The following is a 24,587-nucleotide window of genomic DNA, read 5'->3' on the forward strand; positions in this document are numbered from 1 at the left end:
CCTTCCTGTCTATCCATATTTCCAACGCAAGCGAAGCGCAAATTTACAAATATTTAAAAATAACGCAACCGCAAATAGCAAAACGCATTTGACGGATCTCACACAGCGACTAGAGTTATTACTCGAACGACGAGTGATACGGAATATTTTCGTATCGTACTGACATAACCAATATATGACTATGAGGTTTAATATGGCAGAGCATCGTGGTGGTTCCGGTAATTTCGCTGAAGACCGTGAAAAAGCATCAGAAGCTGGACGTAAAGGTGGCCAGCACAGCGGTGGTAATTTTAAAAACGATCCGCAACGCGCATCTGAAGCGGGTAAGAAAGGGGGACAGAACAGTCACGGCGGAGGCCGTAAATCTGATAACTCCTGATCTTATTTAGTACTCTTTTAATAAAACCAGAGAGCATGCTGCGGGCTGAAAAGCTCGCAGTACCCTTTCTTTATTTTACCGGAGCGTAATAATTATGAATATGAAAAGTGTAGAGGATGTATTTATTCATCTTCTGTCGGATACCTACAGCGCAGAAAAGCAGCTTACCCGAGCGTTAAGCAAACTTGCCCGCGCCGCCTCCAGCGAGAAACTGAGCGCCGCCTTTACCGCACACCTTGAAGAGACGCAAGGTCAGATCGAACGTATCGACCAGATCGTGGAACAGGAAGACGGCATCAAGCTCAAGCGCATGAAATGCGTCGCAATGGAAGGCTTAATTGAAGAAGCTAATGAAGTCATCGAAAGCACGGAAAAAAATGAAGTCCGTGATGCCGCATTAATTGCCGCTGCGCAAAAAGTGGAGCATTACGAAATAGCCAGCTACGGTACCCTTGCCACTCTGGCAGAACAGCTCGGCTATAAAAAAGCCGTTAAGCTTCTTGCCGAAACGCTGGAAGAAGAGAAAGAGACCGACCTTAAACTCACCGACCTGGCCGTTGGCAATATTAACCAAAAAGCGCAGAAATGACGCGATAATACAGGTTAAATAAAATGAGCATCAGTCCCAGGACTATTAAACGGTGCCATTTAGCGGCAGCGATAATATGGTTCATTCTCGCCATCCCTTCCGTCATCTGGTGGAAGAACAGCGTGCTATGGGTCATTATCATCAGTATTTATGCCAATATTGTCGGCCATTTATCTGGCTACAGTGCCGCACGCGCCGATCAGGCTGCTGAAAGTGAGACCAAATAAGCGAACCCTAATGAGGATACAATGATGAATCACGTAGAACACTACCATGACTGGCTACGCGATGCCCATGCAATGGAAAAGCAAGCCGAATCTATGCTGGAATCCATGGCCAGCCGTATCGATAATTATCCTGATGTTCGCGCCAGAATTGAGCAACATATTAATGAGACAAAACGGCAAATCACATTGCTGGAGGAAATCCTCGACCGTAATGATATTTCTCGTTCGGTCTTAAAAGACTCGATGAGCAAAATGGCGGCGCTGGGACAATCCATCGGCGGCATGTTCCCTTCTGACGAAATCGTGAAGGGCTCGATCAGCGGCTATGTTTTCGAACAGTTTGAAATCGCCTGCTATACCTCCCTGCTGGCGGCGGCCAAAAAAGCGGGTGACACCGCCTCGATACCCGCTATTGAGACGATCCTCGCCGAAGAGCGCGAAATGGCCGACTGGCTGATTCGTCATATCCCGCAAACGACGGAACAGTTCCTGCTGCGTTCAGACGCGTCGGGTGTCGAAGCGAAAAAATAACCCACAGGAGAGTGAGCATGTTTCGACACGTCAAACAGCTGCAATACACGGTTCGCGTCGCCGAACCGAATCCCGGCCTGGCCAACCTTTTACTGGAACAATTTGGCGGACCGCAGGGTGAACTGGCCGCCGCCTGCCGCTACTTTACGCAAGGGTTGAGCGATGACGATCCGGGCCGTAAAGACATGCTGATGGATATCGCGACCGAGGAGTTAAGCCACCTCGAAATCATCGGTACCCTGGTCGGTATGCTGAATAAAGGTGCCAAGGGCGCGCTGGCGGAAGGGGTGGAAAATGAGGCCGAGCTGTATCGCTCCATGACCGAAAACGGGAATGACAGCCACATCACCTCCCTGCTCTACGGCGGCGGAACCCCGCTAACCAACTCAGCGGGCGTACCCTGGACGGCGGCCTACGTCGACACCATTGGCGAGCCGACGGCGGATCTGCGTTCGAACGTGGCGGCCGAGGCCAGAGCTAAAATCATCTATGAACGGCTGATCAACGTGACTGACGATCCCGGCGTTAAAGATGCCCTGGCGTTTCTGATGACGCGTGAGGCGGCGCATCAGCTCTCCTTTGAGAAGGCGCTGCAGTCTATCCGTAATAATTTCCCGCCGGGAAAACTGCCGCCAATCGAGGAATTCACCAACAAGTACTACAATATGTCTGAAGGTGGAGAGGTTCGCGGAAGCTGGAACAGCGATAAACATTTCGATTACGTTGAGTCCCCCCAGCCTGCGGTGGATGGCGGCGATGGCAGTGCCAGCGTGACGCTCACAACCGAGCAGGCAACCCTGGTTAAGGCGATGTCTGCCCGCACGAAGTCCGATCCACATTCCGACCCGCTGACCGGTGCCGAGCTGGGTGCCGGTAAGACTAAACCGTAATCGGTTTGCCGGGCAGGCCTGACCTGCCCGGCAATTCGCGTGCCCCATCGTCTCAGAGGTACGGACCATGTTCGAACTCGATGCGTTTCATCTGGCCAGAATTCAGTTCGCTTTTACCGTCTCGTTCCACATCCTGTTTCCTGCGATCACCATCGGTCTCGCCAGCTATCTGGTGGTGCTGGAGGGCATGTGGCTGCGCACCAAAAACGACGTCTGGCGATCGTTGTACCACTTCTGGCTAAAGATATTTGCCGTTAACTTCGGCATGGGCGTCGTTTCCGGGCTGGTGATGGCGTACCAGTTTGGCACCAACTGGAGCGGGTTCTCCCAGTTCGCGGGCAGCATTACCGGCCCGCTTCTGACTTATGAGGTGTTAACCGCTTTCTTCCTGGAGGCCGGATTCCTCGGCGTTATGATGTTCGGCTGGAACAAGGTCGGCCCGGGGCTGCACTTCTTTTCGACCTGCATGGTGGCGCTCGGCACGCTGATGTCAACCTTCTGGATCCTCGCCTCCAACAGCTGGATGCATACGCCGCAGGGTTTCACTATCGAAAACGGGCAGGTGATCCCCCAGGACTGGCTGGCGATCGTCTTTAACCCCTCCTTCCCGTACCGTCTTATTCATATGGCTATCGCCGCGTTCCTGAGCAGCGCGCTGTTTGTCGGCGCGTCGGCCGCCTGGCATCTGCTGCGCGGTAACGATACGCCCGCCGTTCGCACCATGTTTTCGATGGCGATGTGGATGGCGCTGCTGGTTGCCCCTATCCAGGCGGTGGTGGGCGATATGCACGGCCTGAACACGCTTGAGCATCAGCCAGCCAAAATCGCCGCTATTGAGGGTCACTGGGAAAATCCGCCCGGCGAAGCCACCCCGCTGCTGCTGTTTGGCCTGCCGGATATGGAGGAAGAGCGCACCAAATACGGCCTGGAGATCCCCGCGCTCGGCAGCCTGATTCTGACGCACAGCCTGGATAAACAGGTCCCGGCCCTGAAAGACTTCCCGAAAGAGGATCGACCCAACTCGACCATCGTTTTCTGGTCGTTCCGCATTATGGTGGGGATGGGGCTGCTGATGATTACCCTCGGTCTGCTCAGCCTCTGGCTACGCTATCGCCACCGACTTTACCACTCGCGTCCGTTCCAGTGGTTTGCCCTCTGCATGGGGCCTGCGGGGCTGGTCGCGCTGCTTGCCGGCTGGGTGACCACCGAAGTAGGCCGTCAGCCGTGGGTTGTCTATGGCTACCTGCGCACCATCGACGCGGTATCGCTGCACAGCACCCTGCAGATGAGCATTAGCCTGCTGGCGTTCTTCGTCGTCTACTCATCCGTATTTGGCGTGGGCTATGTTTATCTCATCCGGCTGATTAAGAAAGGTCCTCAGCCCGTTGATACGCTGACGTCAAACACCTCGGGCACGCCTGCCCGTCCCCTGTCAGCCGCGGAGTCTGTTCCGGAAGAGGAGAGAATCTGATGGGCGTCGATATCTCAGTGATTTGGTTTGCCATCATCGTGTTTGCCACGCTGATGTATATCATTATGGACGGCTTCGATCTGGGGATTGGCCTGCTGTTTAACTTCGTGGGCGATGCCAAAGAGCGCGATGTGATGGTTAACAGCGTGGCGCCCGTCTGGGACGGCAACGAGACCTGGCTGGTGCTCGGGGGCGCGGGGCTGTTCGGCGCGTTTCCGCTGGCCTATGCGGTGATCATTGATGCGCTGACCATCCCCCTTACCGCGATGCTGATCGGCCTCATTTTTCGCGGCGTTGCCTTTGAGTTCCGCTTCAAAGCCACCCCTTCACACCGCAAATTCTGGGACTACTCCTTTGCCGGCGGCTCCCTGCTCGCCACCTTCAGCCAGGGCGTGGTGGTGGGCGCCGTGATCAACGGCTTTGACGTGGAGGGCCGACGTTTTGTCGGCTCTTCGCTGGACTGGCTCACGCCTTTCAACCTCTTCTGCGGCATCGGTCTGGTCGTCGCCTACACGCTGCTGGGCACCACCTGGCTCATCATGAAAAGCGAAGGCGCGCTGCAACAACGCATGCGCGAACTGACCCGCCACGTGCTGCTGGCGCTGATGGTGGTTATCGCGGTGGTCAGCGTCTGGACGCCGCTCGGCTGGCAGTACGTCGCCGACCGCTGGTTTACCCTGCCCAACTTCTTCTGGTTCCTGCCGGTTCCGCTGCTGGTCGGGATCTTCAGCGTGCTGATCTGGCGCCTGACCCGCAATCCGGCCAGCCACGCGCGCCCTTTCCTGCTGACGCTGGGGCTGATCTTCCTCGGGTTCAGCGGACTGGGTATCAGCCTCTGGCCGAACATTATTCCGCCGCGTATCACTCTGTGGGAGGCCGCGGCCCCGCCTGCCAGCCAGCTGTTTATGCTGGTCGGGACGTTACTGATTATTCCGGTGATCCTGGTGTACACCGCCTGGAGCTATTACGTGTTCCGGGGCAAGGTTTCGGATACTGAAGGCTATCACTGAGGCACGCTATGACGGACTGGCATACACGGGCCATTATTTACCAGATTGATACCGCACTCTTTTATGATTTGAACGGCGATGGCTGCGGGGACATCGCCGGGATAGCGGCCAAGCTGCGGTACATTCGCCGCATGGGGGCGACGGTTATCTGGATCACCCCGTTTTACCTCACGCCCTTTCTCGATGAAGGCTATGACGTCAGCGACCATCTCCAGGTGGATCCCCGCTTCGGAAAGCTGGCCGATATCATCGCCTTTATCGAACAGGCCCGCGAGCTGGGCATGCAGGTCATTATTGAACTGCTGATCCAGCACACCTCTGACGCGCATCCCTGGTTCCAGCAGGCCCGCCGTAACCCGGCGTCACCCTATCGGGATTACTACCTCTGGTCAGATAGTGACGACGACGATACGCCCCCCATGTTTCCCGGCGTGGAGGAGAGCATCTGGACCTGGGACGACGAAGCGGGACAATACTACCGGCACATGTTCTATCGCCACGAACCGGACCTGAACCTGACCTCGCCCGCGGTGCTGAAAGAGATCGAGAACATCATCCTCTTCTGGCTCAAGCTGGGCGTGTCGGGGTTCCGCCTGGATGCCGCCTCCCACCTGACCACGCAGGCGGGAAACGGTGATGAAAAAAAGGGCCTGTGGATCCTCGAACATATGCGCCGTCTGATTGAGGAGCATAATCCGGACGCGATCCTGCTGGGTGAAGTGGACGTCGAGGTGGAGGCCTATCAGGACTACTTTGGCAATAATGACCGCCTGAATCTGGTGCTCAATTTCTGGCTCAACAAGTATTTTTACGTCAGCCTGGCCCGCAAAAGCGCCCGTCCGCTGCGCAACGCGGTGAAGAAAATGATCGTGCCGCCCGATTCATGCTGTTTTGCCAACTGGCTGCGCAATCACGACGAGCTGGATCTGGAGGGCATCAGCCAGAAAGACAAACAGTTTGTCCTCGATACCTTCGCCCCTGACGACGAGATGAACGTCTACCAGCGCGGGATCCGCCGCCGCCTGGCGCCGATGCTCAACGGCGATCTGAAGCGGCTGGCGTTCTGCCACGCGGTACTCTTTTCCCTGCCCGGCGTTCCGGTGATGCGCTATGGCGATGAGATCGGCATGGGGGATGACCTCGATCTGGAAGAGCGCTACGCCGTGCGCACCCCCATGCAGTGGGCAGGATCGCAAGGCGGCGGTTTTTCGGCAGCCGACCCGGAAAAATTTATCGCGCCGATTATTGACCGCGGTCCATACCGCTATCAAAAAATCAACGTCGCTGATTCGCTGCTCCACCGCAACTCGCTCCTGCACCGCATCATTGATATCGCCAATACCCGCTCGGAGTTCCCCGAAATTGCCGTTGCGCCCTTTCGGCTCCTTACGATCGATAGTGACGCGGTGCTGGGGATCTATTACGAGACCGAAGAACGCAGCATCCTGACCTTTGTTAACTTCAGTGACCAGCCGGTGCAGTTCACCGTGAAGGGGATCCGCAACACGACCTGGACCGCCTGTCTCGCGGACAAACGCTACGATGACGCGCTGGTTTGCGGTAAAACCGTCGAGCTCAGCCTTGGCGGCTACGGCTATCGCTGGTTCTGGACGCACCGCAGCGCGCTGCGCTGATTACGGTTTCCGGCGGATTATCAAACGCGTCAACACAATACCCGCCACCGCAAGGGCCCCTAACGCCACTTTGCCCGGCATACCGGAGGTCACGGACGACGCGCGGGTTTTCGCTTCGTCAGTGAAACGGCCATGGATTTTGTGCAGGTCGTTAACCGGCTGGTCGAGATAATCCCGGCGGTCCGGCGCGTTCAGATCGTCGGTCATCTGACCTTCCCAGGCTTTTTTCACCATCAGCCTGTCCAGAAAACCCGGGAAGAGGAACTGCCCGACAATCGACTGAATGGTGCTGCTGCCAACCCACAGCTCGCGCACCGGCTTTTGCGCCACCCTGAAGATGGCGCTGGCGGCGACTTCAGGCTCGAACACCGGCGGTACCGGCCGCATTGCCCACGCGAACTTGTTCCTTGCCCATTCGAACTGCGGCGTATTGAGCCCCGGCATCTGCACCATCGAAAGCTGAACCCGGCTGTTCTCATGCATCAGCTCGGTGCGCACCGCATCGGTAAACCCGCGAATCGCCGCTTTGGCCCCGCAGTAGGCGGACTGCAGGGGAATGGAACGGTAGGCCAGCGCGGACCCTACCTGAATAATCACGCCCCTGTCGCGCGGAACCATAAGCTCAAGCGCCGCGCGGGTGCCGTTCACGTAGCCGAGGTATGTCACCTCGGTCACGCGCCGAAACTCGTCCGGCGTAAGGGTACGAAACGGTGCAAGCACGGCCCCCATGGCGTTGTTGACCCAGACATCAATCGCACCGAGGCGATACTCAATCTCGTTAGCCGCATCCACCACCGCCTGACTGTCGGCGACGTCCGCCTGCACGGCGTGTGCATTTACGCCGAAGCGGCGCAACTCTTCCTGGGTGGAGTGCAGGCTGGCTTCATCACGGGCGATGAGGCCCACATCGTAACCTGCTTTTGCAAAACGCAGCGCCGTGGCTTTTCCCACGCCCGCCGTCCCACCGGTAATCACTATGACAGCCATAGAACCTCCACGTGAACTCAACCGTTATTTCCGTCCGACAATGCTGTTACCAGCTCTGCCAGCGAAAAATGCACCGCTTTTTCCACCACGTCCTGACAGTCTCCGGAGAAAAGCACGGTACGGGTTTTCGTCTCGCCACGTATGTTCCACGCAAAACAGACCGTCCCCGCCGCCGTGCCGTCGTCGCCCCCTTCCGGGCCAGCGTATCCGCTGATGGCGATGCTGATATCCGCCTGGGCAATGTCGCGGATGCTGGCGGCCATCTCGGTCACCGTCTGTTCGCTGACGGCGGTATAGCGCGCCAGCGTTTCAGGACGCACGCCGAGGATCCGCGCTTTCGCGGCATCGCTGAACACCACCAGCCCGACATCATAAAAATCGGCCGTGTTCTCTTCAGCGCAGAGCGCCACCGAGAGCTTTCCCCCGGTGCAGGATTCCGCCGTGGTTAAGCGCAGACCGGCATCGGTTAACTTGCTCGCCAGTTTTTTTGTCAATTCACCGACGGTGTAATGGTTATCGTGCAAAAGATTGCTCATCTTGCCGCCTCTTATTTCTCGAAAGGAATGATTGAAATATGTCCATTGCGCTCAAGTATGGCATATTTAATTTGGCTTATTTCGGTAATGCCATTATTCTGACGCGCGGAAACCAGAATGTCATCGCAAGAGACATCAACCTTTTTGAGTTTATCCGCCAGGGGAACGCCGTTTTCCACCAGAATCACGGGTGTGCCGTCCAGAATATTCTCTACCGGGGAAAAATACTTTTTCATAAGGCCAAAAATAATATCCACTACCACCAGGGTGGTAATCGTAATCATCGCGCCGGTGACGGAAAAATCCTGCCCCAGAAGCGCCTGCTGCGTGGCTTCACTAATTATCAGGAGAAGAATGAGATCAAAGCTGGTCATCTGCAGCAGCGCGCGTCGCCCGGCCACTTTAAATACCACCACGAGGAACAGATAAATCGCCAGCGCACGAAAGACCATATCCATATCAGCCTCCTACGGGTAAATAAATTGCCAGAGGGTGATCTCCGGCTCGTTGTTTACGCGGATGACCGAGTTCCATTTACCGGCTCGGGACGGTGTGGTAAAGAGTAATACCGAAAAGTTATCTGTCTTTTTCAGGTTGTGATAAACAAAATAGAGGCTGTTTCCGTGGCTGAACATGGCGTCCGGCTGGGGCCAGACGCTGCCTGGATCATACGCATCGCTACTCTCGCTGGTGACGCTGAGGGTATAGGTCCCCTCCGTTTTCACCGGAAACGCAAGCTGCATCCGTGTCTCCGTCTCCCGCCGCCCGAAGCGCTCATAGTTTATGGTCAGCGACTTAGCGGAATTTGTTTTTACCGTATCGCTGACTATTCCGCTTGAAAACAGACCGGCAATGGCGGCAACGATAATACCTAACAGAACAATAAACCCCACCTGACGAAACGCGTATTCAAACGTCAGCAAGCGATATCTTTCCTCTATCCCGGGTAACTTTTCATTTTCACGCTTCATGGCCATCGTCACCGTTTCGCTTATTATCCGATAATTTTGATTTCTAACGCGAATGTTTTTAGGACTTATCACATTTGCCACATAAAGGAATAGCAACAATACTTAATAAGTCAAGACACCCAAAATGAAGGATATCCGATGAAATTATCGCTTATTTCCGCTTTTTTGATATTTCTGGTTCCGGCCGCATGGGCAGATAATAACGGCGGGTTACAAAAAGGTGAAGCCCCGCCGCCTCCCCACGCGCTGGATAGCGGATATCGCGGAACCGATGACGCGCGTATTATGACCATCGATCAGGCAAAACAACTGCACGACGGTGCGACCATTTCATTACGCGGTAATCTAATTGACGGTAGCGGCGATAAGTTTGTATTTCAGGATAAAACCGGAAAAATCGACGTTATTATTCCCCAGGCAGTCTTCGACGGCAGAACGGTAAAACCCGACCAGATGATCAGCATCAACGGTTCGCTTGATAAAAAATCATCTCCTGCCGTCGTCCGTGTCGATCGTTTGCAGAAATAATTCAGCGAAGCGTTAACGCTGCAGTTATCCATCAAATCTCACCCCTTGGCTTAAGGAGTCAGCTATGAGTGATACCCAACAACGTACGAACGCTTACCCGCAACCCCCGTTCCCGGAACAGCCACAGACGCCACCGGGGCTGGCATCCGAAATGCAACCTGTACCCGACCACGGGGAAACTAGCTACAAAGGGCATGGCCGCCTGGCCGGTAAAAAAGCGCTGATCACCGGCGGTGACTCGGGTATCGGTCGCGCAGTGGCCATCGCCTATGCCCGCGAAGGCGCAGACGTGGCCATTAACTACCTGCCTGAAGAGGAAAAAGACGCCGCGGAGGTCATCGACCTGATCAAAGCCGAAGGCCGGAATGCCGTCGCGCTGCCGGGGGACGTTCGGGACGAAACCTTCTGCCAGAATCTGGTCGAAGAAGCCGTCTCGAAGCTGGGCGGGCTGGATATTCTGGTCAATAACGCCGGTCGTCAGCAGTTCCGTGAATCCCTTGAAGAGCTGACTACCGAAGATTTTGACGCGACGTTTAAAACCAACGTCTATGCCCCCTTCTGGATCACGAAGGCGGCGCTGCGCCACCTGAAAGCCTCGTCCGTTATCATTAATACCTCCTCCGTTCAGGCCGTGAAGCCAAGCCCGGTTCTGCTGGACTACGCCCAGACCAAAGCCTGTCTGGCGGTATTTACCAAATCCTTAGCCAAGCAGCTGGGTCCGAAAGGCATTCGCGTCAACGCGGTCGCTCCTGGCCCTTACTGGACGGTGCTGCAATCCAGCGGTGGCCAGCCGATGGAAAAAGTGAAGGAGTTTGGCGGCGATACCCCGCTGGGACGTCCGGGTCAGCCCGTCGAGATTGCCCCGCTGTACGTCACGCTGGCTTCGGATGAATGTTCATTTACCTCCGGCCAGGTATGGTGTTCTGACGGCGGTGACGGCGTGATCTAACCCCTTACCCCTCCCTCTCTGCAATGAGCAATAAATGAACAAGGACGTTCACATTTCTTCCCCTGCCGAAAAACATGTTGTAACTCAAACAGATCAAATGTTAAAAATATTTTGCTATCAAGTTATCAAAATTAAACAACTTAGCTTGTCACCCGCATCGCTCTGTTTTTAACATCGCCTATGGAAAAAAATGGTCTGTTCAGTCAGCGCATACGCTTGCGCCATTTGCATACATTTGTGGCCGTCGCTCAACAGGGAACGCTGGGGCGTGCGGCTGAAACTCTTAACCTGAGCCAGCCTGCGCTCTCGAAAACCCTCAACGAGCTTGAACAGCTGACCGGCGCCCGTCTTTTTGACCGGGGTCGGCTGGGGGCGCAGCTTACCATCGTGGGCGAACAGTTCCTTACGCACGCCGTCAAAGTGCTGGATGCGCTCAATACCGCAGGCCAGTCGCTGCATCGAAAAGAAGAACACACCAGCGAGGTCGTCCGCGTCGGGGCCCTGCCCACCGCCGCGCTGGGCATTCTTCCGCCGGTGATTGGCCAGTTCCACAAGCAGCAACGGCATACCACTATTCAGGTTGCCACCATGAATAACACCATGCTGCTCGCGGGGCTGAAATCGGGCGAGCTGGATATCGGGATTGGCCGCATGTCCGACCCTGAACTGATGGGCGGTCTCAATTACGAGCTGCTGTTCCTGGAGTCCCTGAAGCTGGTGGTTCGTCCCGATCATCCGCTGCTGCAGGACACGGTGACGTTAAGCCGCGTCATGGAGTGGCCGGTGGTGGTGTGCCCGAAAGGGACCGTCCCACGTCAGACCGCCGAAACCTTGCTGCAAATGCAGGGGTGTACGCTGCCCTCAGGGTGTATCGAAACGCTGTCGGCCTCGCTTTCACGCCAGCTCACCCTTGACTATGACTACGTCTGGTTCGTTCCCTCCGGCGCGGTAAAAGATGATTTGCGCCAGGGCACGCTGACCGCTCTCCCGGTAACGGCCCCCGGCGCCGGTGAACCTATCGGCATTTTGACCCGGGTAGATACCCCGCTTTCCACGGGCGCGCAGACGCTGCTGAGCGCCATCCGTAAATCGATGCCGGTTTAATACCCCTCACCCTAACCCTCTCCCCTGAAGGGGCGAGGGAACAGACCTGCGCGTTAATCAAATAATGCGAAATCATTCATTAACAATTGCGTAAAACAATTTAACAGTTTTATCATAGCCGTGAATTCACCAAATGGTTCACAAACGGTTTGATAAAAACGAATTCACCCGTACTAATCATCAATCCCACCGCATTTATTACCCAACTGGTACATACCCGACACGGCGGCGGGATCTAAAGGAGAGAGAAATGGCATTTGGCAGCGCGCCACGTGGAATACCGCGTATTCTGCAGTGGCTTCTTGCCGGACTGATGATGCTCATCGGTCTGGCGGTCGGCGGGTTGGGCTTTAAGCTCGCCACCGTAGGCGGGAGTAGTTACTTCCTGATAATGGGCGTGGCAATGGTGATTGCCGCGATCCTGATTTTCCTCAACCGCACCAGCGGGATCCTGCTTTACGGCATCGCGTTTATTGCCTCGCTGTTCTGGGCGGTAAGCGATGCGGGCTGGGATTTCTGGCCGCTCTTCTCCCGCCTGTTTACCTTTGCCGTGCTGGCGTTCCTGTGCGCCATCGTCTGGCCCTTCCTGCGTGCGGCAAACCACACTGCACCGAACAAAGCCCCCGCTTTTGGCGTCGCGGCGCTGCTCGCGGTGGCCATGCTGGTCAGCCTCGGCTGGATGTTTAAGCCGCAAACCCTTGTGGCAGCGAACGAGCCCGTGCCGGTGAAACCCGTCGCACCCGGCGAGCAGCAAAAGAACTGGGAGCACTGGGGCAACACCACCCACGGCGACCGCTTCGCCGCGCTGGACCAGATTAACAAGCAAAACGTCAGCTCGCTGAAAGTCGCGTGGGTTGCGCACACCGGCGATATTCCGCAGAGCAACGGCTCGGGTGCGGAAGATCAGAACACGCCGCTGCAGATTGGCGACACGCTGTATGTCTGTACGCCGTACAGTAAAGTGCTGGCGCTGGACGTGGATTCCGGTAAAGAAAAATGGCGCTACGATTCCAAAGCCACGGCCCCTAACTGGCAGCGCTGCCGCGGTCTGGGCTATTTTGAAGACCACTCCACCGTGACAACGTCACAGGCAGAAACACAGCCAGCGGCATGTCCTCGCCGTCTGTTCCTGCCCACCACCGATGCCCGTCTGATTGCCATTAACGCGGATAATGGCAAGGTCTGCGACGACTTTGGCGACCACGGCACCGTGGATCTGAGCGTCGGCATGGGTGAGATCAAGCCCGGATATTATCAACAGACCTCCACGCCGCTGGTGGCCGGGAACGTTGTTGTCGTCGGCGGTCGCGTCGCAGATAACTACTCGACCGGCGAGCCGCCGGGCGTGGTCCGCGCCTACGACGTTCACACCGGTAAACTGGCCTGGGCGTGGGATCCGGGTAATCCGAACCTGACCGGCCTGCCGCCGGAAGGCCAGACCTACACCCGCGGTACGCCGAACGTCTGGTCTGCGATGTCTTACGACGCCAAACTGAACCTGATCTACCTGCCAACCGGCAACGCCACGCCAGACTTCTGGGCGGGCGAGCGTACCGCGCTGGACGATAAGTACAGTTCCTCCATCGTCGCCGTCGACGCGGCCACCGGCCAGGTCCGCTGGCATTTCCAGACCACCCACCATGACCTGTGGGACTTTGACCTGCCTTCCCAGCCGCTGCTGTACGACCTGCCTGACGGCAAGGGCGGCACCACGCCTGTGCTGGTGCAGACCAGCAAGCAGGGCATGATCTTCATGCTTAACCGCGAAACCGGCAAGCCGGTGGCGAAGGTCGAGGAACGCCCCGTCCCGGCGGGTAACGTTGAAGGTGAACGCTACTCCCCAACCCAGCCGTACTCTGTTGGCATGCCGATGATTGGCAACCAGACGCTGACCGAGTCCGACATGTGGGGCGCGACGCCAGTCGACCTGCTGCTGTGCCGCATTCAGTTTAAAGAGATGCGTCATCAGGGCGTCTTCACCCCTCCGGGTCTCGACCGTTCCCTGCAGTTCCCTGGCTCACTCGGCGGGATGAACTGGGGCAGCGTCTCCGTTGACCCGAACAACAGCCTGATGTTCGTCAACGATATGCGTCTGGGTCTGGCAAACTACATGGTGCCGCGCGCGAACGTGGCGAAAGATGCCAGCGGCATCGAGATGGGGATTGTCCCGATGGACGGCACGCCGTTCGGCGCGATGCGCGAGCGCTTCCTGTCGCCGCTGGGCATTCCGTGCCAGAAGCCGCCGTTTGGCACCATGTCGGCGGTTGACCTGAAAACCGGCAAGCTGGTGTGGCAGGTTCCTGTTGGTACGGTGGAAGATACCGGCCCGCTGGGCATCCGCATGCACATGCCAATCCCAATCGGCATGCCGACGCTTGGGGCATCGCTCTCGACCCAGTCCGGCCTGCTGTTCTTTGCCGGCACCCAGGATTTCTACCTGCGCGCATTTGATACCGCCACCGGGAAAGAGATCTGGAAAGACCGCCTGCCGGTCGGCAGCCAGTCCGGCCCGATGACCTACGTGTCGCCGAAAACCGGTAAGCAGTACATCATCATTAACGCCGGTGGCGCCCGCCAGTCGCCGGATCGCGGTGATTACGTTATCGCGTACGCGTTACCCGATAAGCAGTAACAAATGAAAAAAGGGACCGAAAGGTCCCTTTTTTTTGCCCGGTGGCGCTACGCTTACGCGGGCCTACAAATACAAGTAGGTCGGGTAAGGCGAAGCCGCCACCCGACAAAACACGCGACTCAGAACGTCTCCCAGTTATCCCCGGAAACCGTCGCCGCCGGGCGCAACGGCGCGCTCGTCGCCACTGGCGCTGACGCCACCGCGCGGTTCGGCTTCGCACCGCTCAGACGAAACGCCCCAACCGCCTCGGTCAGACGCGCGCCCTGTTCTTCCAGAGACGCCGCCGCCGCGGAGGCTTCTTCCACCAGCGAGGCGTTCTGCTGGGTCACTTTATCCATCTCAGAAATCGCCTGGCTCACCTGCACAATACCGCGGCTCTGCTCATCGGACGCCGCGGCGATCTCCAGCATGATGTCGGTAACGCGTTTCACCGCGTCGACAATCTCATTCATGGTGTTACCGGCGGCAACAACCTCGCCGGAGCCCTGGTCAATCAGCGATACCGATTCGTTGATCAGGCTTTCGATCTCTTTTGCGGCATTCGCACTGCGGCTTGCCAGAGTGCGCACTTCACTGGCCACCACGGCAAATCCGCGCCCCTGTTCACCCGCCCGCGCCGCTTCTACCGCCGCGTTAAGCGCCAGAATATTGGTCTGGAAGGCAATGCTGTTAATCACGGCGGTGATTTCAGAGATCTTCTTCGAGCTGCTGGAGATATTGCCCATGGTTTTCACCACGCCGGAGACCATCTGGCCGCCGCGGGTGGCTTTCCCGGAGGCATCTTCCGCCAGCTTGCTGGCATGATGGGCGTTATCGGCGTTCTGCTTCACCGTCGCGGTCAGCTGTTCCATGCTGGCAGCGGTCTGCTCGATGGCGGCAGCCTGCTGCTCGGTGCGGGAAGAGAGATCGGTGTTACCGGCAGAGATCTCGCTGGTGCCGCGGTAAATTTCCTCCGCCCCCTGACGCACGGTGCCGACCGTTTTTTCAAGCGAGTGCTGCATGGTTTGCAGATCCCGCGTCAGGCGGCCAATTTCGCTGCGCCCGGCCACGTCGTCCGGCATCGTCAGGTCGCCTTTGGCGATATTCTCGATACGTTTCGCTGCCCGCTGCAGCGGATTGATTACCGTGCGGCGCAGCACGACAAAGGTCATCGCCGTCAGCACCAGCGCCAGCGCAAACGCGCCCACCATAAACATCAGGCCCAGCTGCGTGCGGCTGTGCGCCTGCGCCGTTAGCGCATTGGCACGGTCGGTACGGATCTTAATCGCCTTCAGCAGTACGGCGTTGTACGCGTCGTCCAGCGGACGCGCCGTTTCGTTTTCGTGGTTGATGATCGCCTCGAACATGCCGTTTTTGGCGAATTTGACCATCGGCTGCATGCCCGCGATATAGGCGTCATACCGGGTCTTAAGCTCCGCATCCAGCGCCGCGCCCTCGGCGGTACGCACGGCGCGATTCATGTAGGCGGTAAAGCTCTCCTGAGACTGCTTAATGCGCGTTTCCGCCTCGCTGATGTTCTGCTTCATCGCATCCATCTCTGCGATACGGCTTGCCGCACCGGCGTGGATCAGATTGATACGCGCGGTTCGCAGATGGTTTGAGCTGTTCGACAGCCCCATACGCACCTGAATTTCGGATGTGACATCCTGCTGATCGTTATCGGCCTGCAGCAGGAAATACCCTGCCAGACCCGAGCTCAAGGCAAACAGAAGAATAATGCCACCGAGAATGGAGGAAAACAGCGGAACCAGCCTGATGTGATGCAAGAAGCCCAGCTTGCGCTGCGCCAGCATCGAAGTAGTGTTGTCCATGACCGTCGACTCTCTTGTAGGTAAGATGCGTAAAAACACGCCTGTTAAATAGTCATCGGCACGGCAGAGATTTAGATTACGGCTAAAAACGCCGCACTGGTCACACTTTAGAGAAGATTATTAAAGAAATGCCAGCGGCGAAAAACCGCTGGCAGAAGAGTTACTTGTCGCCGAAATGGATAACGGTACGGATGGATTTTCCTTCGTGCATCAGATCAAACGCCTCGTTGATCTGCTCCAGCGGTAAGCGGTGGGTAATGAACGGATCGAGCTGAATCTTGCCGACCATCGCATCTTCAACCATACCCGGAAGCTGGGTACGGCCCTTCACGCCGCCAAACGCGGAACCGCGCCATACGCGCCCGGTGACCAGCTGGAATGGACGGGTTTTAATCTCCTGGCCCGCACCGGCCACGCCAATGATGATGCTCTCACCCCAGCCTTTGTGGCAGCACTCCAGCGCGGAACGCATCACGTTGACGTTGCCGATACACTCGAAGCTGAAGTCCACGCCGCCGTCGGTCATCTCAACGATGACGTCCTGAATCGGCTTCTCGTGATCTTTCGGGTTCACAAAATCGGTCGCGCCCATTTCACCCGCCAGCCTGAATTTCTCCGGGTTGGTATCGACCGCAATGATACGACCGGCCTTCGCCTGCACCGCGCCCTGAATCACCGCCAGACCAATGCCGCCGAGACCGAACACCGCCACGGTATCGCCCTCTTTGACTTTTGCGGTGTTATGCACCGCGCCAATACCGGTGGTCACGCCGCAGCCCAGCAGGCAGACTTTGTCCAGCGGCGCCTGCGGGTTCACCTTCGCCAGCGAGATCTCCGCGCAAACGGTGTATTCGCTGAAGGTGCTGGTGCCCATGTAGTGATAAACCGGCTCGCCGTTGTAGGAGAAACGGGTCGTCCCGTCGGGCATCAGCCCTTTCCCCTGGGTGGCGCGAACGGCCTGGCAGAGGTTAGTTTTGCCGGATTTACAGAACTTACACTCGCCGCATTCCGCGGTGTACAGCGGGATCACGTGATCGCCCGGCTTCAGGCTGGTCACGCCCTCGCCCACTTCTACTACAATCCCGCCGCCTTCATGGCCGAGCACCGCCGGGAAGACACCTTCCGGGTCGTCGCCCGAGAGCGTAAACGCATCGGTATGACATACGCCGGTATGGGTGATTTTGATCAGCACTTCGCCTTTCTTCGGCGGTGCCACGTCAATTTCAACGATTTTGAGCGGCTGGCCGGGGCCAAATGCAACTGCAGCGCGAGATTTCATATGTCTTCCCTTCTTGTCAGGTATGTGGATTTATTTTAGATAAGAGCGCAGTAAATGGCCGACTTCCGCCATGCGAACGGCACGCTGATCCGGCGTGGTTTCCCCCGCTACCAGCTCATCTTTGAGGTGAATTTCAACCATTTCGCCCATCAGGCCATTGGCAGCCCCGCGCACGGCGGCAATTTGCTGCAGGATGGCCAGACAGGGGTCGCCCGACTCCAGCGCGCGTTCCAGGGCATCAACCTGGCCCCGAATGCGGCGGACGCGGGTAAGAATACGTTTTTTATCTTCGGGTGAATGTGGCATACGCCCTCCTGATACTATAGGGGGGTATGGTACCTATTTTGTTACCGCTGTGTAAACCTAAAGATGAGAGGGTTGAGGTTTTGTACAAAACTCGGGGGAGGCATTGAATACGCCAGATAACGAAGCAAAATAAAAAAGCGTAAAGTCTCATCCTGATAAGCCGATAAAAACAGGGTCTTTTTTTAATATAGGGATATTACATGCGTAAACTCATCTCCTCCATTGGGCTCATAGCAGGTATGGCTATAGCCACACCCGCGGTTCACGCCAGCACATTGACACAAACGTTGACCCGCTGCGACTCAACCTTTTTCAACGAGATTTATCATCAGCGAGCCAAACTCAGCCGCGTAGCCCCCTTAACGCTCAACAAGCATTCGCAGGCCTGGTTCAAAGCCCCTGAAGACGGCAATCGCACCATCTGGTTTGCTCAACCGCTGCATGAATTAAATCTGACGGTATCGGGATATTACCTGCAAACCAGCAATCTCGATGAAATCAATTACGGTAAGTACTATTACTGGGGACTCATTTTCAAAGAGTCACAAGAAGAAGTGATGTCCAGACTTGATCATTTGTCCTGGAAAAAGGCGGGAGATGATTATGTTTCTCAGACGATGATTAAAATCAACCCAAACAGTGAGTGGGAAGACAATGCGCAGGCGGTGTCAGGTATTGCTCCGGCAAAAGAAAGTACCGAAAAGCTGTTAATGCTCAGCAAAAGCAAAGACGGGACATTATTGCTCTGTACCGTTCAGGGAAATGTAACGCCTGACATGCTGACGACATTACGACCTGATTTATCCGCAGGGGATGCGAAATGAAAAAGCTAACATGGCTGGTATTACTTATGCTGACAGGTTGTACCGGGACAAGTAAACCCCAGCCCCAGTCCACCCCCAAGCCACCGGCAGGCGTCATAAAAATCCTTGAAGATAAAAGAATTGCTTCGTATATCGATTTTCGGGTGATTTCAACTTATCAGGGTAACGATCACTTACGCCGCTTTTATTTCATCAATAACTACGCCGAGCAGACACTCATTATAAAAAATCCTCCCGTCTACATAGCGAGCTCACGGGCAATCGACGTGATTAACTGCGACAAAAACCAGCGTGCCGTTATGGCGCGAACCTATTTTTCGAAACCGTTCGCGGAAGGCGATGTCGTACATGTGACACAGGATGTGGGACAATGGGAAAGTTACCCGAAAGACTCTCTTTTTGGGATAATAGCGGAAAGCATGTGCAGTATTCCCGTTGAAAAACTCAAGCCAGAGCCAGCGAAAGATAATCGAAAACCGTTACTGGATGAATAAAATCTTCAGGACCTAAGCTTCTATGGACAGACTCGCTCTGCTCTATATTAAAGCGCGGGCTGGGCTGTCCGCTAACAAATAGCCTACCGTCCCCTGACAGCCTGCGCCAGCATCTGCAGTTCCTCCTTCAGCCAGCGGGTCGCGCCCCGCTGGCCGCTGCGTTTATGCGAGTAAATTTTCACTTCAAACGTGCGTATCGGAAACGGTAACGCAAAAATCCTGAGATCCGCTGTCTTAATCAGCTTCTCCGCGGCATAGCGGGGGATCGCCATCAGCAGGTCGCTTTCCGCTACGATAAACGGTGCGCTGAGCATCGACGGCGTTTTGATCGCGATTTGTCGGGTATAGCCCAGCTGCTCAAGCCGTACGTCAAGAACGCCCTGCTTCTCATTCCATGGCGTCACCACCAGGTGTCGGGCCGCGAGATAATCCTCCAGCGTGAGACGCGTCCGGCGCGCGTTGCTGATGACCACATACTCATCTTCAAACCAGTCGATCTCTTCCAGTTCCGGGTGTCGGATATCATCCTGAGTGCTGAAGCCCAGCGCGAGATCCACCTCGCCCGCCAGCAGTTCCGTCAGCGCCGGGCTGTGCGGCAGATAGCGCAATTCGAAACGCAAGCCCGGGGCCGCAAGCTGCAGTTTGTGCATCAGCGCCGGGAAAATGCACAGCGCGGTAAAGTCCGTTATCGCAATTTGTAAGCACTCCGAACTGCTGGCTGCATCAAACTCCGGCTGCGGAGTCAGCTCATGATTCAGGAACGACAGTGCGGAAGCAATCGAAGGCGCGAGCTGAGAAGCATACACGCTGGGGGACATGCGGTGCCCTTCGCGGAAGAACAGCGGGTCATTCAGGGTGGCACGCAGACGCGACAGCGCATGGCTGAGCGCGGATGTGCTCATCGCCAGCTCGTCAGCGGCCAGCCGAACGGAGCGGTGGCGGTAAATCGCGTCGAAAACGGGCAGCAGGTTTAAATCAAGACGTCTCAGGGCCGGATGCATAATATTCATCATTTGTTGATTTCATTGCACTTAATTCTTCAGACAATACGCCGTATGCTTAACGCCATCAATCAAGACGCACGCTAAAAAGCAGGAAAAACAATGAGCATCACCCTTCGTCAGGCACGCCCCGAAGATGCGGCAGCCATTTACGCCATGATTTATGAGCTGGCGGTGTATGAAAAAGCCCCGGAAGAAGTGGTTACCACACCGGAGGAGATCCGGGAAACGCTCTTTGGCGCAGGTACTAAAACCGAAGCGCTGATCGCGGAGTGTGAAGGCAAGATCGCTGGCTATGCCGTGTTCTTCACCAGCTATTCAACCTGGCTTGGCCGCAACGGGATTTATATGGAAGATCTGTATGTTTCCCCAGCTTATCGCGGCCTGGGGGCGGGAAAAGCACTGCTGAAACATATCGCCCAGCTCGCCGTACAACGGCAGTGCGGTCGCCTTGAATGGAGCGTGCTGGACTGGAACCAGCCCGCCATCGATTTTTATCTGAGCATTGGCGCGCTGCCGCAGTCCGAATGGGTGCGCTACCGTCTTGACGGAGAAGCGTTGCTCAAATTTGCCGAATAGCGGCACGTCATACCCGAGAAGATCCCGCCCCGCGGGATCGCGCTTTCCTGCGTCGATCCCGTCTCAACAGATTATGAATTTATGCTACCCTTCCATAAATTTCATAAACATAGAGCAGAACGCCATGACGACAGCCCCTTTTATCCGCCCTCAACTCACCCTGCCAAACGGCGCTGACAAACTGCTGCTGCACTCCTGCTGCGCCCCCTGCTCCGGTGAAGTGATGGAGGCTATCCAGGCATCGGGCATTGAGTACACCATTTTCTTCTATAACCCCAATATCCATCCGCAAAAGGAATACCTCATTCGTAAGGAGGAAAATATTCGCTTTGCGGAAAAGCACGGCGTGCCGTTTGTTGATGCCGATTACGACACCGATAACTGGTTTGAGCGCGCGAAAGGCATGGAATGGGAACCCGAGCGCGGCGTCCGCTGCACCATGTGCTTCGATATGCGTTTCGAGCGTACGGCGCTCTATGCGGCAGAAAATGGATTCAGTGTCATCAGCAGCTCGCTGGGGATCTCCCGCTGGAAGAACATGCAGCAGATAAATGACTGCGGCCAGCGTGCGGCGGCGCGCTATCCGGGTATGGTGTACTGGGACTATAACTGGCGCAAACAGGGCGGATCCTCACGCATGATTGAGATCAGCAAGCGGGAACAGTTTTACCAGCAGGAATACTGCGGCTGCGTTTATTCGCTCAGGGACAGTAACCTGCACCGTAAGTCACAGGGCCGCCCGCTGATCCGCATTGGGAAACTGTTTTACGGTCAGGATGACAATGAGAAATAACGGGTTCCGGGTATAGAGATATATCCGAAAACTGCCCTTTCAGGTGCCGAATTTAGCCTTTCGTCTGCCGTATCCACAAAGAGCGGCTATCCTTTAATTATCAACAAAAGGAGGCAAAAATGTCTGATTTCGGTACTGATAAAAACACCCAGTTTGCTGAAGATAAAGCAAAAAATAAATTTGATGAACTTGCAGGTTCAGCGCAGCAGCAGTTTGGTGAATTCGTTGATTCACCAAAACATCAGGTTAAAGGTGCTGCTAAAAAATATGCCGCTCAGGCCAGCGATGCCGTTTCCGATGTCACTGAAGCCGTCAGAAACAATCCCCTCACCGGCCTCGTTGCCGCGGGTGCAATCGGTATTGTTCTCGGCTTGTTGCTGGGCCGGAAATAACCCAGGGCCCTTCGGGGCTTTATTTTTTCTTAACTAAACAACCTGACCATGCGGTCTAACTCCTCCTCTTTCACGGCGCGCGATAAATAATATCCCTGAAAGTTCTTGATGCCCAGCTCGACTAATTTCTCAAACTTTTCTTCACTATCAACCCCCTCTGCAATACAGTCCGTTCCGGTCATGTCGCTGTAAACCTGTATCGCTTTAATCAAATTATAGTCATTGTCGTTTGCCACAAAATGCTCAACGATGTCCCGATCCAGCTTAAGCCCATCGAAATGCACCTGGCGCACCGGGAACATGGTTTGATGGTTAGAGAAGCAGTCATCCAGGAACAATCGACACCCCGTATTGCGTAAATGCCGCATGGTTTCAGGGATCCTTTTGTCCTTCGTCACGTCAATATCTTCTGCAAATTCAAAAACCAGCTTTTCGGCCCACTGCGGTTTGAGCAGCATGCCGATGGCTTTCCGTGCCATATCAGGCAAAGCATTCCCGGACGCCAGACGAGGCGGAATATTCACTGAAAAATAGTATTTCCCGTTATACTTATTAATACCTGAAACGGCGGCATGGATGACCAACGCCGTAATTTTCAGCCAGATTTCATGATTCGAAACATCCGTTAAAAAACTGGCAGGCTTGACAATTTTACCGTTTTTATTCCAGCGAATCAGGATTTCAAACCCAACCCCTTTTTTATCTCGATCGGTAATAATCTGATATGCCGGAAATATTTCCCGATTACGTAACGCATTAAAAATTTCGGCTTCTTTTTCCGTGAGCCCCACTTTTTGACGCGGGTGTTTATCAGGTTTATCTGCTTTAAAATTGTGCGGATCGTGTAACCAGCGCTTAATTAAACGTAATTTAAGCACACCTTCCTTTCGGTGGGTATAAACCGTTTTATTCGACAATCCCATTCTATCGCACATTTCCTTTACGGACATACCACGATAGAAATTTAATAAAACATCAATCTCTCTTCTTGTTAACCACTTTAGATTTTCTTCCGAGCCAATATCCATGTAGCGTTCACGTAATACTCGAGAACGATCCTTAAAGCTTTTGTAATGGGTATTAAAACAGCCTACTATGTCCGAAACGCTGGCTACGCGAATCAATGATAATTGATAACTGTTATTTAAAAGACTGCCCAGCGTGCGGTACAGCCAGCCGTCAGGAATATCACCATACAGGGTGACATGCCGAATAACGGGGAGTGCATTGAGTACCGAGGCCAGTCGCTTCAGGCTTTCCAGGAGATTGACGACACCTTTCCCGAGGAACACCACGATATGGGCATCCTGATTTTTAAGGATATTTTCAACATCCTGTTGGGATGCCTCATCTCCGTTAAAGTGAATTTGGGAAGCGTGGATTCCGTACTTATTGAGGATCGAACAATACCCCTGAAATGTGAAGCCGCAGGCTGAGATGACAAATTTATGTTCATCGCAAACCCCATTTTTGAGAGACATTTTTTGGGTCATAACCCGCTCCTGGGCACCAAAGCGCCATTTCTGTTTGAGTATGCGTAAAATCTATTGCATCTGTTGCGTAGTATAATTTTACAGTAGCACCCAGGGTTAAGAAACTGTTATCAGCCTAATTCACCGGAACATCTTTGCGTTAATCACAAACGTTTAACTATACTTTTCTTTTCAAATAACCACGGCAAATATTTTATTCTCAGGGTATAATGAAAATTCCGAAAAAGAAGACTGGACACTTCATCTATCGGCTCATTCAAATACGAGAAAAATGCTATGGATAATCATATCTCATCCAGGGCCTTGCTACATCGAAGGGATGTCATAAAGAGCAATCCACGATTCGGTGAGGCAATATTAGAGCACTACACAATTAATGACACCATCTACAAAAAACAACCTTTGTTCTACAAGACAATGCTACAGGAATCACGGTTCAACATTATCCTCTCCATGTGTTGTTTTATTTTTGGCAATCAGGCCGAGTCAGTTTCTGAAATTAAAGAGTTATGTTCTCGCTATAAGATAGCCAGCCCCAACAGCGTTATTGCGATCATTACGATACTCAGAACCACCGGGCGCATCAGGACCTGGCGCTGTACGGAAGACAGACGAAAGACGAGAATCGCGCCAACCGAAAAAGGCCTGAATGAACTAAAGCGTTATATGTCCGGCGCTTTTTTGCCCGTCAGTATTCTTTATCCGACATTTAATATTAATGTAAACCTGCTGGACAATGATATTTTGAGAAGTAACTTCTTCCGCCGCGCGGCAGAATATCTTTTTCGGGGATTAACGTTCAGAAAGGTTTTGCCTGAAGTAGGATTATTTATTGATAAAGATGGTGGCCGTATGATTATGCTTTATCTTTACCTGCAGGCTATGAAAAACAAATCCACCCATGGTGCCGTTATTGACTATTCAGCCAGCACGCTCGCAAAAGAATTTTTTGTATCGCGCATCCACGTCAACCGGATTATCAAATCAGCTCAGGAGGCGGGCTATCTTAAAGATCGGGGTGATGGTCGGCTGTCGGTCTATCCGGCGTTTATCGAACTCGTCGAAAATTATGCCGGATTATATTTTGCGTATGTCACGCATTACATCAACGTGGTTCCTAAAGAGCGACGCCACCCTCACAACGTGACGTCAACCGTATAATCCACCAGGCGTTCGG

27 protein-coding genes are annotated in these 24,587 nt (G+C 54.7%); 18 read left to right on the plus strand and 9 right to left on the minus strand.

Annotation, left to right across the window (positions count from 1 at the left end; translation table 11 throughout):
• The first annotated feature begins 193 nt into the window (after window positions 1-193).
• The 8 genes from AA74_RS0103825 (at window position 194) to AA74_RS0103860 (ending at window position 6,731) form a co-directional block, all read left to right on the plus strand.
• Window positions 194-379, plus strand: coding sequence for a general stress protein (locus AA74_RS0103825; protein ID WP_004150795.1), 186 nt, complete (start codon window positions 194-196; stop codon window positions 377-379).
• A gap of 94 nt (window positions 380-473) precedes the next feature.
• A complete protein-coding gene (locus tag AA74_RS0103830) occupies window positions 474-968 on the plus strand; it encodes a ferritin-like domain-containing protein (protein ID WP_008502272.1) in 495 nt (164 codons plus the stop codon).
• Window positions 969-991: 23 nt separating this feature from the next.
• Entirely contained in the window at window positions 992-1,195 is a 204-nt protein-coding gene (locus AA74_RS0103835) for a hypothetical protein (RefSeq protein WP_008502273.1), read from the plus strand.
• A 24-nt stretch (window positions 1,196-1,219) separates the two neighbouring features.
• Complete coding sequence (locus AA74_RS0103840; RefSeq protein ID WP_014883791.1) at window positions 1,220-1,726, plus strand: ferritin-like domain-containing protein; 507 nt, start codon at window positions 1,220-1,222, stop codon at window positions 1,724-1,726.
• Between the two features lie 17 nt (window positions 1,727-1,743).
• Complete coding sequence (locus tag AA74_RS0103845; RefSeq protein ID WP_008502274.1) at window positions 1,744-2,616, plus strand: manganese catalase family protein; 873 nt, start codon at window positions 1,744-1,746, stop codon at window positions 2,614-2,616.
• A 67-nt stretch (window positions 2,617-2,683) separates the two neighbouring features.
• Window positions 2,684-4,087 carry a cytochrome ubiquinol oxidase subunit I gene (locus tag AA74_RS0103850; protein ID WP_021242535.1) on the plus strand — a complete coding sequence of 468 codons (1,404 nt, stop codon included), beginning with the start codon at window positions 2,684-2,686 and terminating at the stop codon, window positions 4,085-4,087.
• A complete protein-coding gene (gene cydB, locus AA74_RS0103855; RefSeq protein ID WP_008502276.1) occupies window positions 4,087-5,097 on the plus strand; it encodes a cytochrome d ubiquinol oxidase subunit II in 1,011 nt (336 codons plus the stop codon). Before AA74_RS0103850 ends, cydB begins: the two co-directional genes overlap by 1 nt.
• An 8-nt stretch (window positions 5,098-5,105) precedes the next feature.
• Window positions 5,106-6,731 carry an alpha-amylase family protein gene (locus AA74_RS0103860; protein WP_021242536.1) on the plus strand — a complete coding sequence of 542 codons (1,626 nt, stop codon included), beginning with the start codon at window positions 5,106-5,108 and terminating at the stop codon, window positions 6,729-6,731.
• Here the strand turns inward: AA74_RS0103860 and AA74_RS0103865 are convergent, their stop codons facing one another.
• From AA74_RS0103865 to AA74_RS0103880, 4 genes are read right to left on the minus strand one after another with little or no spacing between them, the layout of a single operon-like run.
• Window positions 6,732-7,718: an SDR family oxidoreductase gene (locus AA74_RS0103865; RefSeq protein WP_023327440.1), complete on the minus strand. Its 987-nt coding sequence runs from the start codon at window positions 7,716-7,718 to the stop codon at window positions 6,732-6,734. It abuts the gene before it with no gap.
• A gap of 17 nt (window positions 7,719-7,735) precedes the next feature.
• The gene (locus AA74_RS0103870; protein WP_023292456.1) at window positions 7,736-8,254 is read right to left on the minus strand and encodes a 2-oxo-tetronate isomerase; all 519 of its coding nucleotides are present in this window, start codon (window positions 8,252-8,254) and stop codon (window positions 7,736-7,738) included.
• An 11-nt stretch (window positions 8,255-8,265) separates the two neighbouring features.
• On the minus strand, window positions 8,266-8,712 hold the full coding sequence (locus tag AA74_RS0103875; RefSeq protein ID WP_008502280.1) for a DUF421 domain-containing protein: 447 nt from the start codon (window positions 8,710-8,712) through the stop codon (window positions 8,266-8,268).
• Between the two features lie 9 nt (window positions 8,713-8,721).
• The gene (locus AA74_RS0103880; RefSeq protein ID WP_025911190.1) at window positions 8,722-9,225 is read right to left on the minus strand and encodes a hypothetical protein; all 504 of its coding nucleotides are present in this window, start codon (window positions 9,223-9,225) and stop codon (window positions 8,722-8,724) included.
• A 138-nt stretch (window positions 9,226-9,363) separates the two neighbouring features.
• On the opposite strand from AA74_RS0103880, the gene AA74_RS0103885 reads away from it, so the two are divergent.
• The 4 genes from AA74_RS0103885 (at window position 9,364) to AA74_RS0103900 (ending at window position 14,438) form a co-directional block, all read left to right on the plus strand.
• Window positions 9,364-9,753: a YdeI family stress tolerance OB fold protein gene (locus AA74_RS0103885; protein WP_008502282.1), complete on the plus strand. Its 390-nt coding sequence runs from the start codon at window positions 9,364-9,366 to the stop codon at window positions 9,751-9,753.
• 64 nt (window positions 9,754-9,817) lie between these two features.
• Complete coding sequence (locus AA74_RS0103890) at window positions 9,818-10,702, plus strand: SDR family oxidoreductase (RefSeq protein ID WP_021242539.1); 885 nt, start codon at window positions 9,818-9,820, stop codon at window positions 10,700-10,702.
• Between the two features lie 180 nt (window positions 10,703-10,882).
• Entirely contained in the window at window positions 10,883-11,806 is a 924-nt protein-coding gene (locus AA74_RS0103895; protein WP_021242540.1) for a LysR substrate-binding domain-containing protein, read from the plus strand.
• 250 nt (window positions 11,807-12,056) lie between these two features.
• A complete protein-coding gene (locus tag AA74_RS0103900) occupies window positions 12,057-14,438 on the plus strand; it encodes a glucose/quinate/shikimate family membrane-bound PQQ-dependent dehydrogenase (protein ID WP_025911193.1) in 2,382 nt (793 codons plus the stop codon).
• Window positions 14,439-14,557: 119 nt separating this feature from the next.
• Here AA74_RS0103900 and AA74_RS0103905 read toward each other — a convergent pair whose 3' ends face one another.
• From AA74_RS0103905 to AA74_RS0103915, 3 genes are all read right to left on the minus strand, one after another.
• The gene (locus AA74_RS0103905; RefSeq protein ID WP_025911194.1) at window positions 14,558-16,249 is read right to left on the minus strand and encodes a methyl-accepting chemotaxis protein; all 1,692 of its coding nucleotides are present in this window, start codon (window positions 16,247-16,249) and stop codon (window positions 14,558-14,560) included.
• Between the two features lie 160 nt (window positions 16,250-16,409).
• Window positions 16,410-17,528, minus strand: coding sequence for an S-(hydroxymethyl)glutathione dehydrogenase/class III alcohol dehydrogenase (locus AA74_RS0103910; protein ID WP_021242543.1), 1,119 nt, complete (start codon window positions 17,526-17,528; stop codon window positions 16,410-16,412).
• 30 nt (window positions 17,529-17,558) lie between these two features.
• Window positions 17,559-17,834 (minus strand): metal/formaldehyde-sensitive transcriptional repressor, encoded by a 276-nt coding sequence (locus AA74_RS0103915; RefSeq protein WP_021242544.1) that lies wholly within the window; start codon window positions 17,832-17,834, stop codon window positions 17,559-17,561.
• 200 nt (window positions 17,835-18,034) lie between these two features.
• Here AA74_RS0103915 and AA74_RS0103920 point away from each other — a divergent pair, with 200 nt between their 5' ends.
• Window positions 18,035-18,658: a hypothetical protein gene (locus AA74_RS0103920; RefSeq protein ID WP_025911197.1), complete on the plus strand. Its 624-nt coding sequence runs from the start codon at window positions 18,035-18,037 to the stop codon at window positions 18,656-18,658.
• Window positions 18,655-19,152: a surface-adhesin E family protein gene (locus tag AA74_RS0103925; protein WP_025911200.1), complete on the plus strand. Its 498-nt coding sequence runs from the start codon at window positions 18,655-18,657 to the stop codon at window positions 19,150-19,152. Before AA74_RS0103920 ends, AA74_RS0103925 begins: the two co-directional genes overlap by 4 nt.
• Window positions 19,153-19,235: 83 nt before the next feature.
• On the opposite strand, the gene AA74_RS0103930 is transcribed toward AA74_RS0103925, so the two are convergent.
• The gene (locus AA74_RS0103930) at window positions 19,236-20,165 is read right to left on the minus strand and encodes a LysR family transcriptional regulator (protein WP_025911201.1); all 930 of its coding nucleotides are present in this window, start codon (window positions 20,163-20,165) and stop codon (window positions 19,236-19,238) included.
• A 90-nt stretch (window positions 20,166-20,255) separates the two neighbouring features.
• Between AA74_RS0103930 and AA74_RS0103935 the strand changes: the two genes are divergently transcribed.
• The 3 genes from AA74_RS0103935 (at window position 20,256) to AA74_RS0103945 (ending at window position 21,917) form a co-directional block, all read left to right on the plus strand.
• The gene (locus AA74_RS0103935; protein WP_008502292.1) at window positions 20,256-20,732 is read left to right on the plus strand and encodes a GNAT family N-acetyltransferase; all 477 of its coding nucleotides are present in this window, start codon (window positions 20,256-20,258) and stop codon (window positions 20,730-20,732) included.
• 124 nt (window positions 20,733-20,856) lie between these two features.
• Window positions 20,857-21,525, plus strand: coding sequence for an epoxyqueuosine reductase QueH (locus AA74_RS0103940; protein ID WP_008502293.1), 669 nt, complete (start codon window positions 20,857-20,859; stop codon window positions 21,523-21,525).
• A 119-nt stretch (window positions 21,526-21,644) separates the two neighbouring features.
• Entirely contained in the window at window positions 21,645-21,917 is a 273-nt protein-coding gene (locus AA74_RS0103945) for a YqjD family protein (RefSeq protein WP_008502294.1), read from the plus strand.
• Window positions 21,918-21,946: 29 nt separating this feature from the next.
• Here the strand turns inward: AA74_RS0103945 and AA74_RS0103950 are convergent, their stop codons facing one another.
• The gene (locus tag AA74_RS0103950; RefSeq protein ID WP_025911204.1) at window positions 21,947-23,410 is read right to left on the minus strand and encodes an EAL domain-containing protein; all 1,464 of its coding nucleotides are present in this window, start codon (window positions 23,408-23,410) and stop codon (window positions 21,947-21,949) included.
• A gap of 276 nt (window positions 23,411-23,686) precedes the next feature.
• On the opposite strand from AA74_RS0103950, the gene AA74_RS0103955 reads away from it, so the two are divergent.
• Complete coding sequence (locus AA74_RS0103955; protein ID WP_025911207.1) at window positions 23,687-24,571, plus strand: hypothetical protein; 885 nt, start codon at window positions 23,687-23,689, stop codon at window positions 24,569-24,571.
• Window positions 24,572-24,587: the final 16 nt, after the last annotated feature.

Source organism: Enterobacter sp. 5-4, assembly GCF_000612205.1.
Lineage (GTDB): Bacteria > Pseudomonadota > Gammaproteobacteria > Enterobacterales > Enterobacteriaceae > Enterobacter > Enterobacter roggenkampii.

Coding starts and splice junctions, on each gene's coding strand:
- AA74_RS0103860 (WP_021242536.1), top strand. CDS start 5,106: ATGACGGACTGGCATACACGGGCCATTATTTACCAGATTGATACCGCA.
- AA74_RS0103830 (WP_008502272.1), top strand. CDS start 474: ATGAATATGAAAAGTGTAGAGGATGTATTTATTCATCTTCTGTCGGAT.
- AA74_RS0103950 (WP_025911204.1), bottom strand. CDS start 23,410: ATGACCCAAAAAATGTCTCTCAAAAATGGGGTTTGCGATGAACATAAA.
- AA74_RS0103905 (WP_025911194.1), bottom strand. CDS start 16,249: ATGGACAACACTACTTCGATGCTGGCGCAGCGCAAGCTGGGCTTCTTG.
- AA74_RS0103920 (WP_025911197.1), top strand. CDS start 18,035: ATGCGTAAACTCATCTCCTCCATTGGGCTCATAGCAGGTATGGCTATA.
- AA74_RS0103945 (WP_008502294.1), top strand. CDS start 21,645: ATGTCTGATTTCGGTACTGATAAAAACACCCAGTTTGCTGAAGATAAA.
- AA74_RS0103940 (WP_008502293.1), top strand. CDS start 20,857: ATGACGACAGCCCCTTTTATCCGCCCTCAACTCACCCTGCCAAACGGC.
- AA74_RS0103825 (WP_004150795.1), top strand. CDS start 194: ATGGCAGAGCATCGTGGTGGTTCCGGTAATTTCGCTGAAGACCGTGAA.
- AA74_RS0103955 (WP_025911207.1), top strand. CDS start 23,687: ATGGATAATCATATCTCATCCAGGGCCTTGCTACATCGAAGGGATGTC.
- AA74_RS0103880 (WP_025911190.1), bottom strand. CDS start 9,225: ATGAAGCGTGAAAATGAAAAGTTACCCGGGATAGAGGAAAGATATCGC.
- AA74_RS0103865 (WP_023327440.1), bottom strand. CDS start 7,718: ATGGCTGTCATAGTGATTACCGGTGGGACGGCGGGCGTGGGAAAAGCC.
- AA74_RS0103835 (WP_008502273.1), top strand. CDS start 992: ATGAGCATCAGTCCCAGGACTATTAAACGGTGCCATTTAGCGGCAGCG.
- AA74_RS0103895 (WP_021242540.1), top strand. CDS start 10,883: ATGGAAAAAAATGGTCTGTTCAGTCAGCGCATACGCTTGCGCCATTTG.
- AA74_RS0103875 (WP_008502280.1), bottom strand. CDS start 8,712: ATGGATATGGTCTTTCGTGCGCTGGCGATTTATCTGTTCCTCGTGGTG.
- AA74_RS0103850 (WP_021242535.1), top strand. CDS start 2,684: ATGTTCGAACTCGATGCGTTTCATCTGGCCAGAATTCAGTTCGCTTTT.
- AA74_RS0103870 (WP_023292456.1), bottom strand. CDS start 8,254: ATGAGCAATCTTTTGCACGATAACCATTACACCGTCGGTGAATTGACA.
- AA74_RS0103890 (WP_021242539.1), top strand. CDS start 9,818: ATGAGTGATACCCAACAACGTACGAACGCTTACCCGCAACCCCCGTTC.
- AA74_RS0103840 (WP_014883791.1), top strand. CDS start 1,220: ATGAATCACGTAGAACACTACCATGACTGGCTACGCGATGCCCATGCA.
- AA74_RS0103925 (WP_025911200.1), top strand. CDS start 18,655: ATGAAAAAGCTAACATGGCTGGTATTACTTATGCTGACAGGTTGTACC.
- AA74_RS0103885 (WP_008502282.1), top strand. CDS start 9,364: ATGAAATTATCGCTTATTTCCGCTTTTTTGATATTTCTGGTTCCGGCC.
- AA74_RS0103910 (WP_021242543.1), bottom strand. CDS start 17,528: ATGAAATCTCGCGCTGCAGTTGCATTTGGCCCCGGCCAGCCGCTCAAA.
- cydB (WP_008502276.1), top strand. CDS start 4,087: ATGGGCGTCGATATCTCAGTGATTTGGTTTGCCATCATCGTGTTTGCC.
- AA74_RS0103845 (WP_008502274.1), top strand. CDS start 1,744: ATGTTTCGACACGTCAAACAGCTGCAATACACGGTTCGCGTCGCCGAA.
- AA74_RS0103915 (WP_021242544.1), bottom strand. CDS start 17,834: ATGCCACATTCACCCGAAGATAAAAAACGTATTCTTACCCGCGTCCGC.
- AA74_RS0103930 (WP_025911201.1), bottom strand. CDS start 20,165: ATGATGAATATTATGCATCCGGCCCTGAGACGTCTTGATTTAAACCTG.
- AA74_RS0103935 (WP_008502292.1), top strand. CDS start 20,256: ATGAGCATCACCCTTCGTCAGGCACGCCCCGAAGATGCGGCAGCCATT.
- AA74_RS0103900 (WP_025911193.1), top strand. CDS start 12,057: ATGGCATTTGGCAGCGCGCCACGTGGAATACCGCGTATTCTGCAGTGG.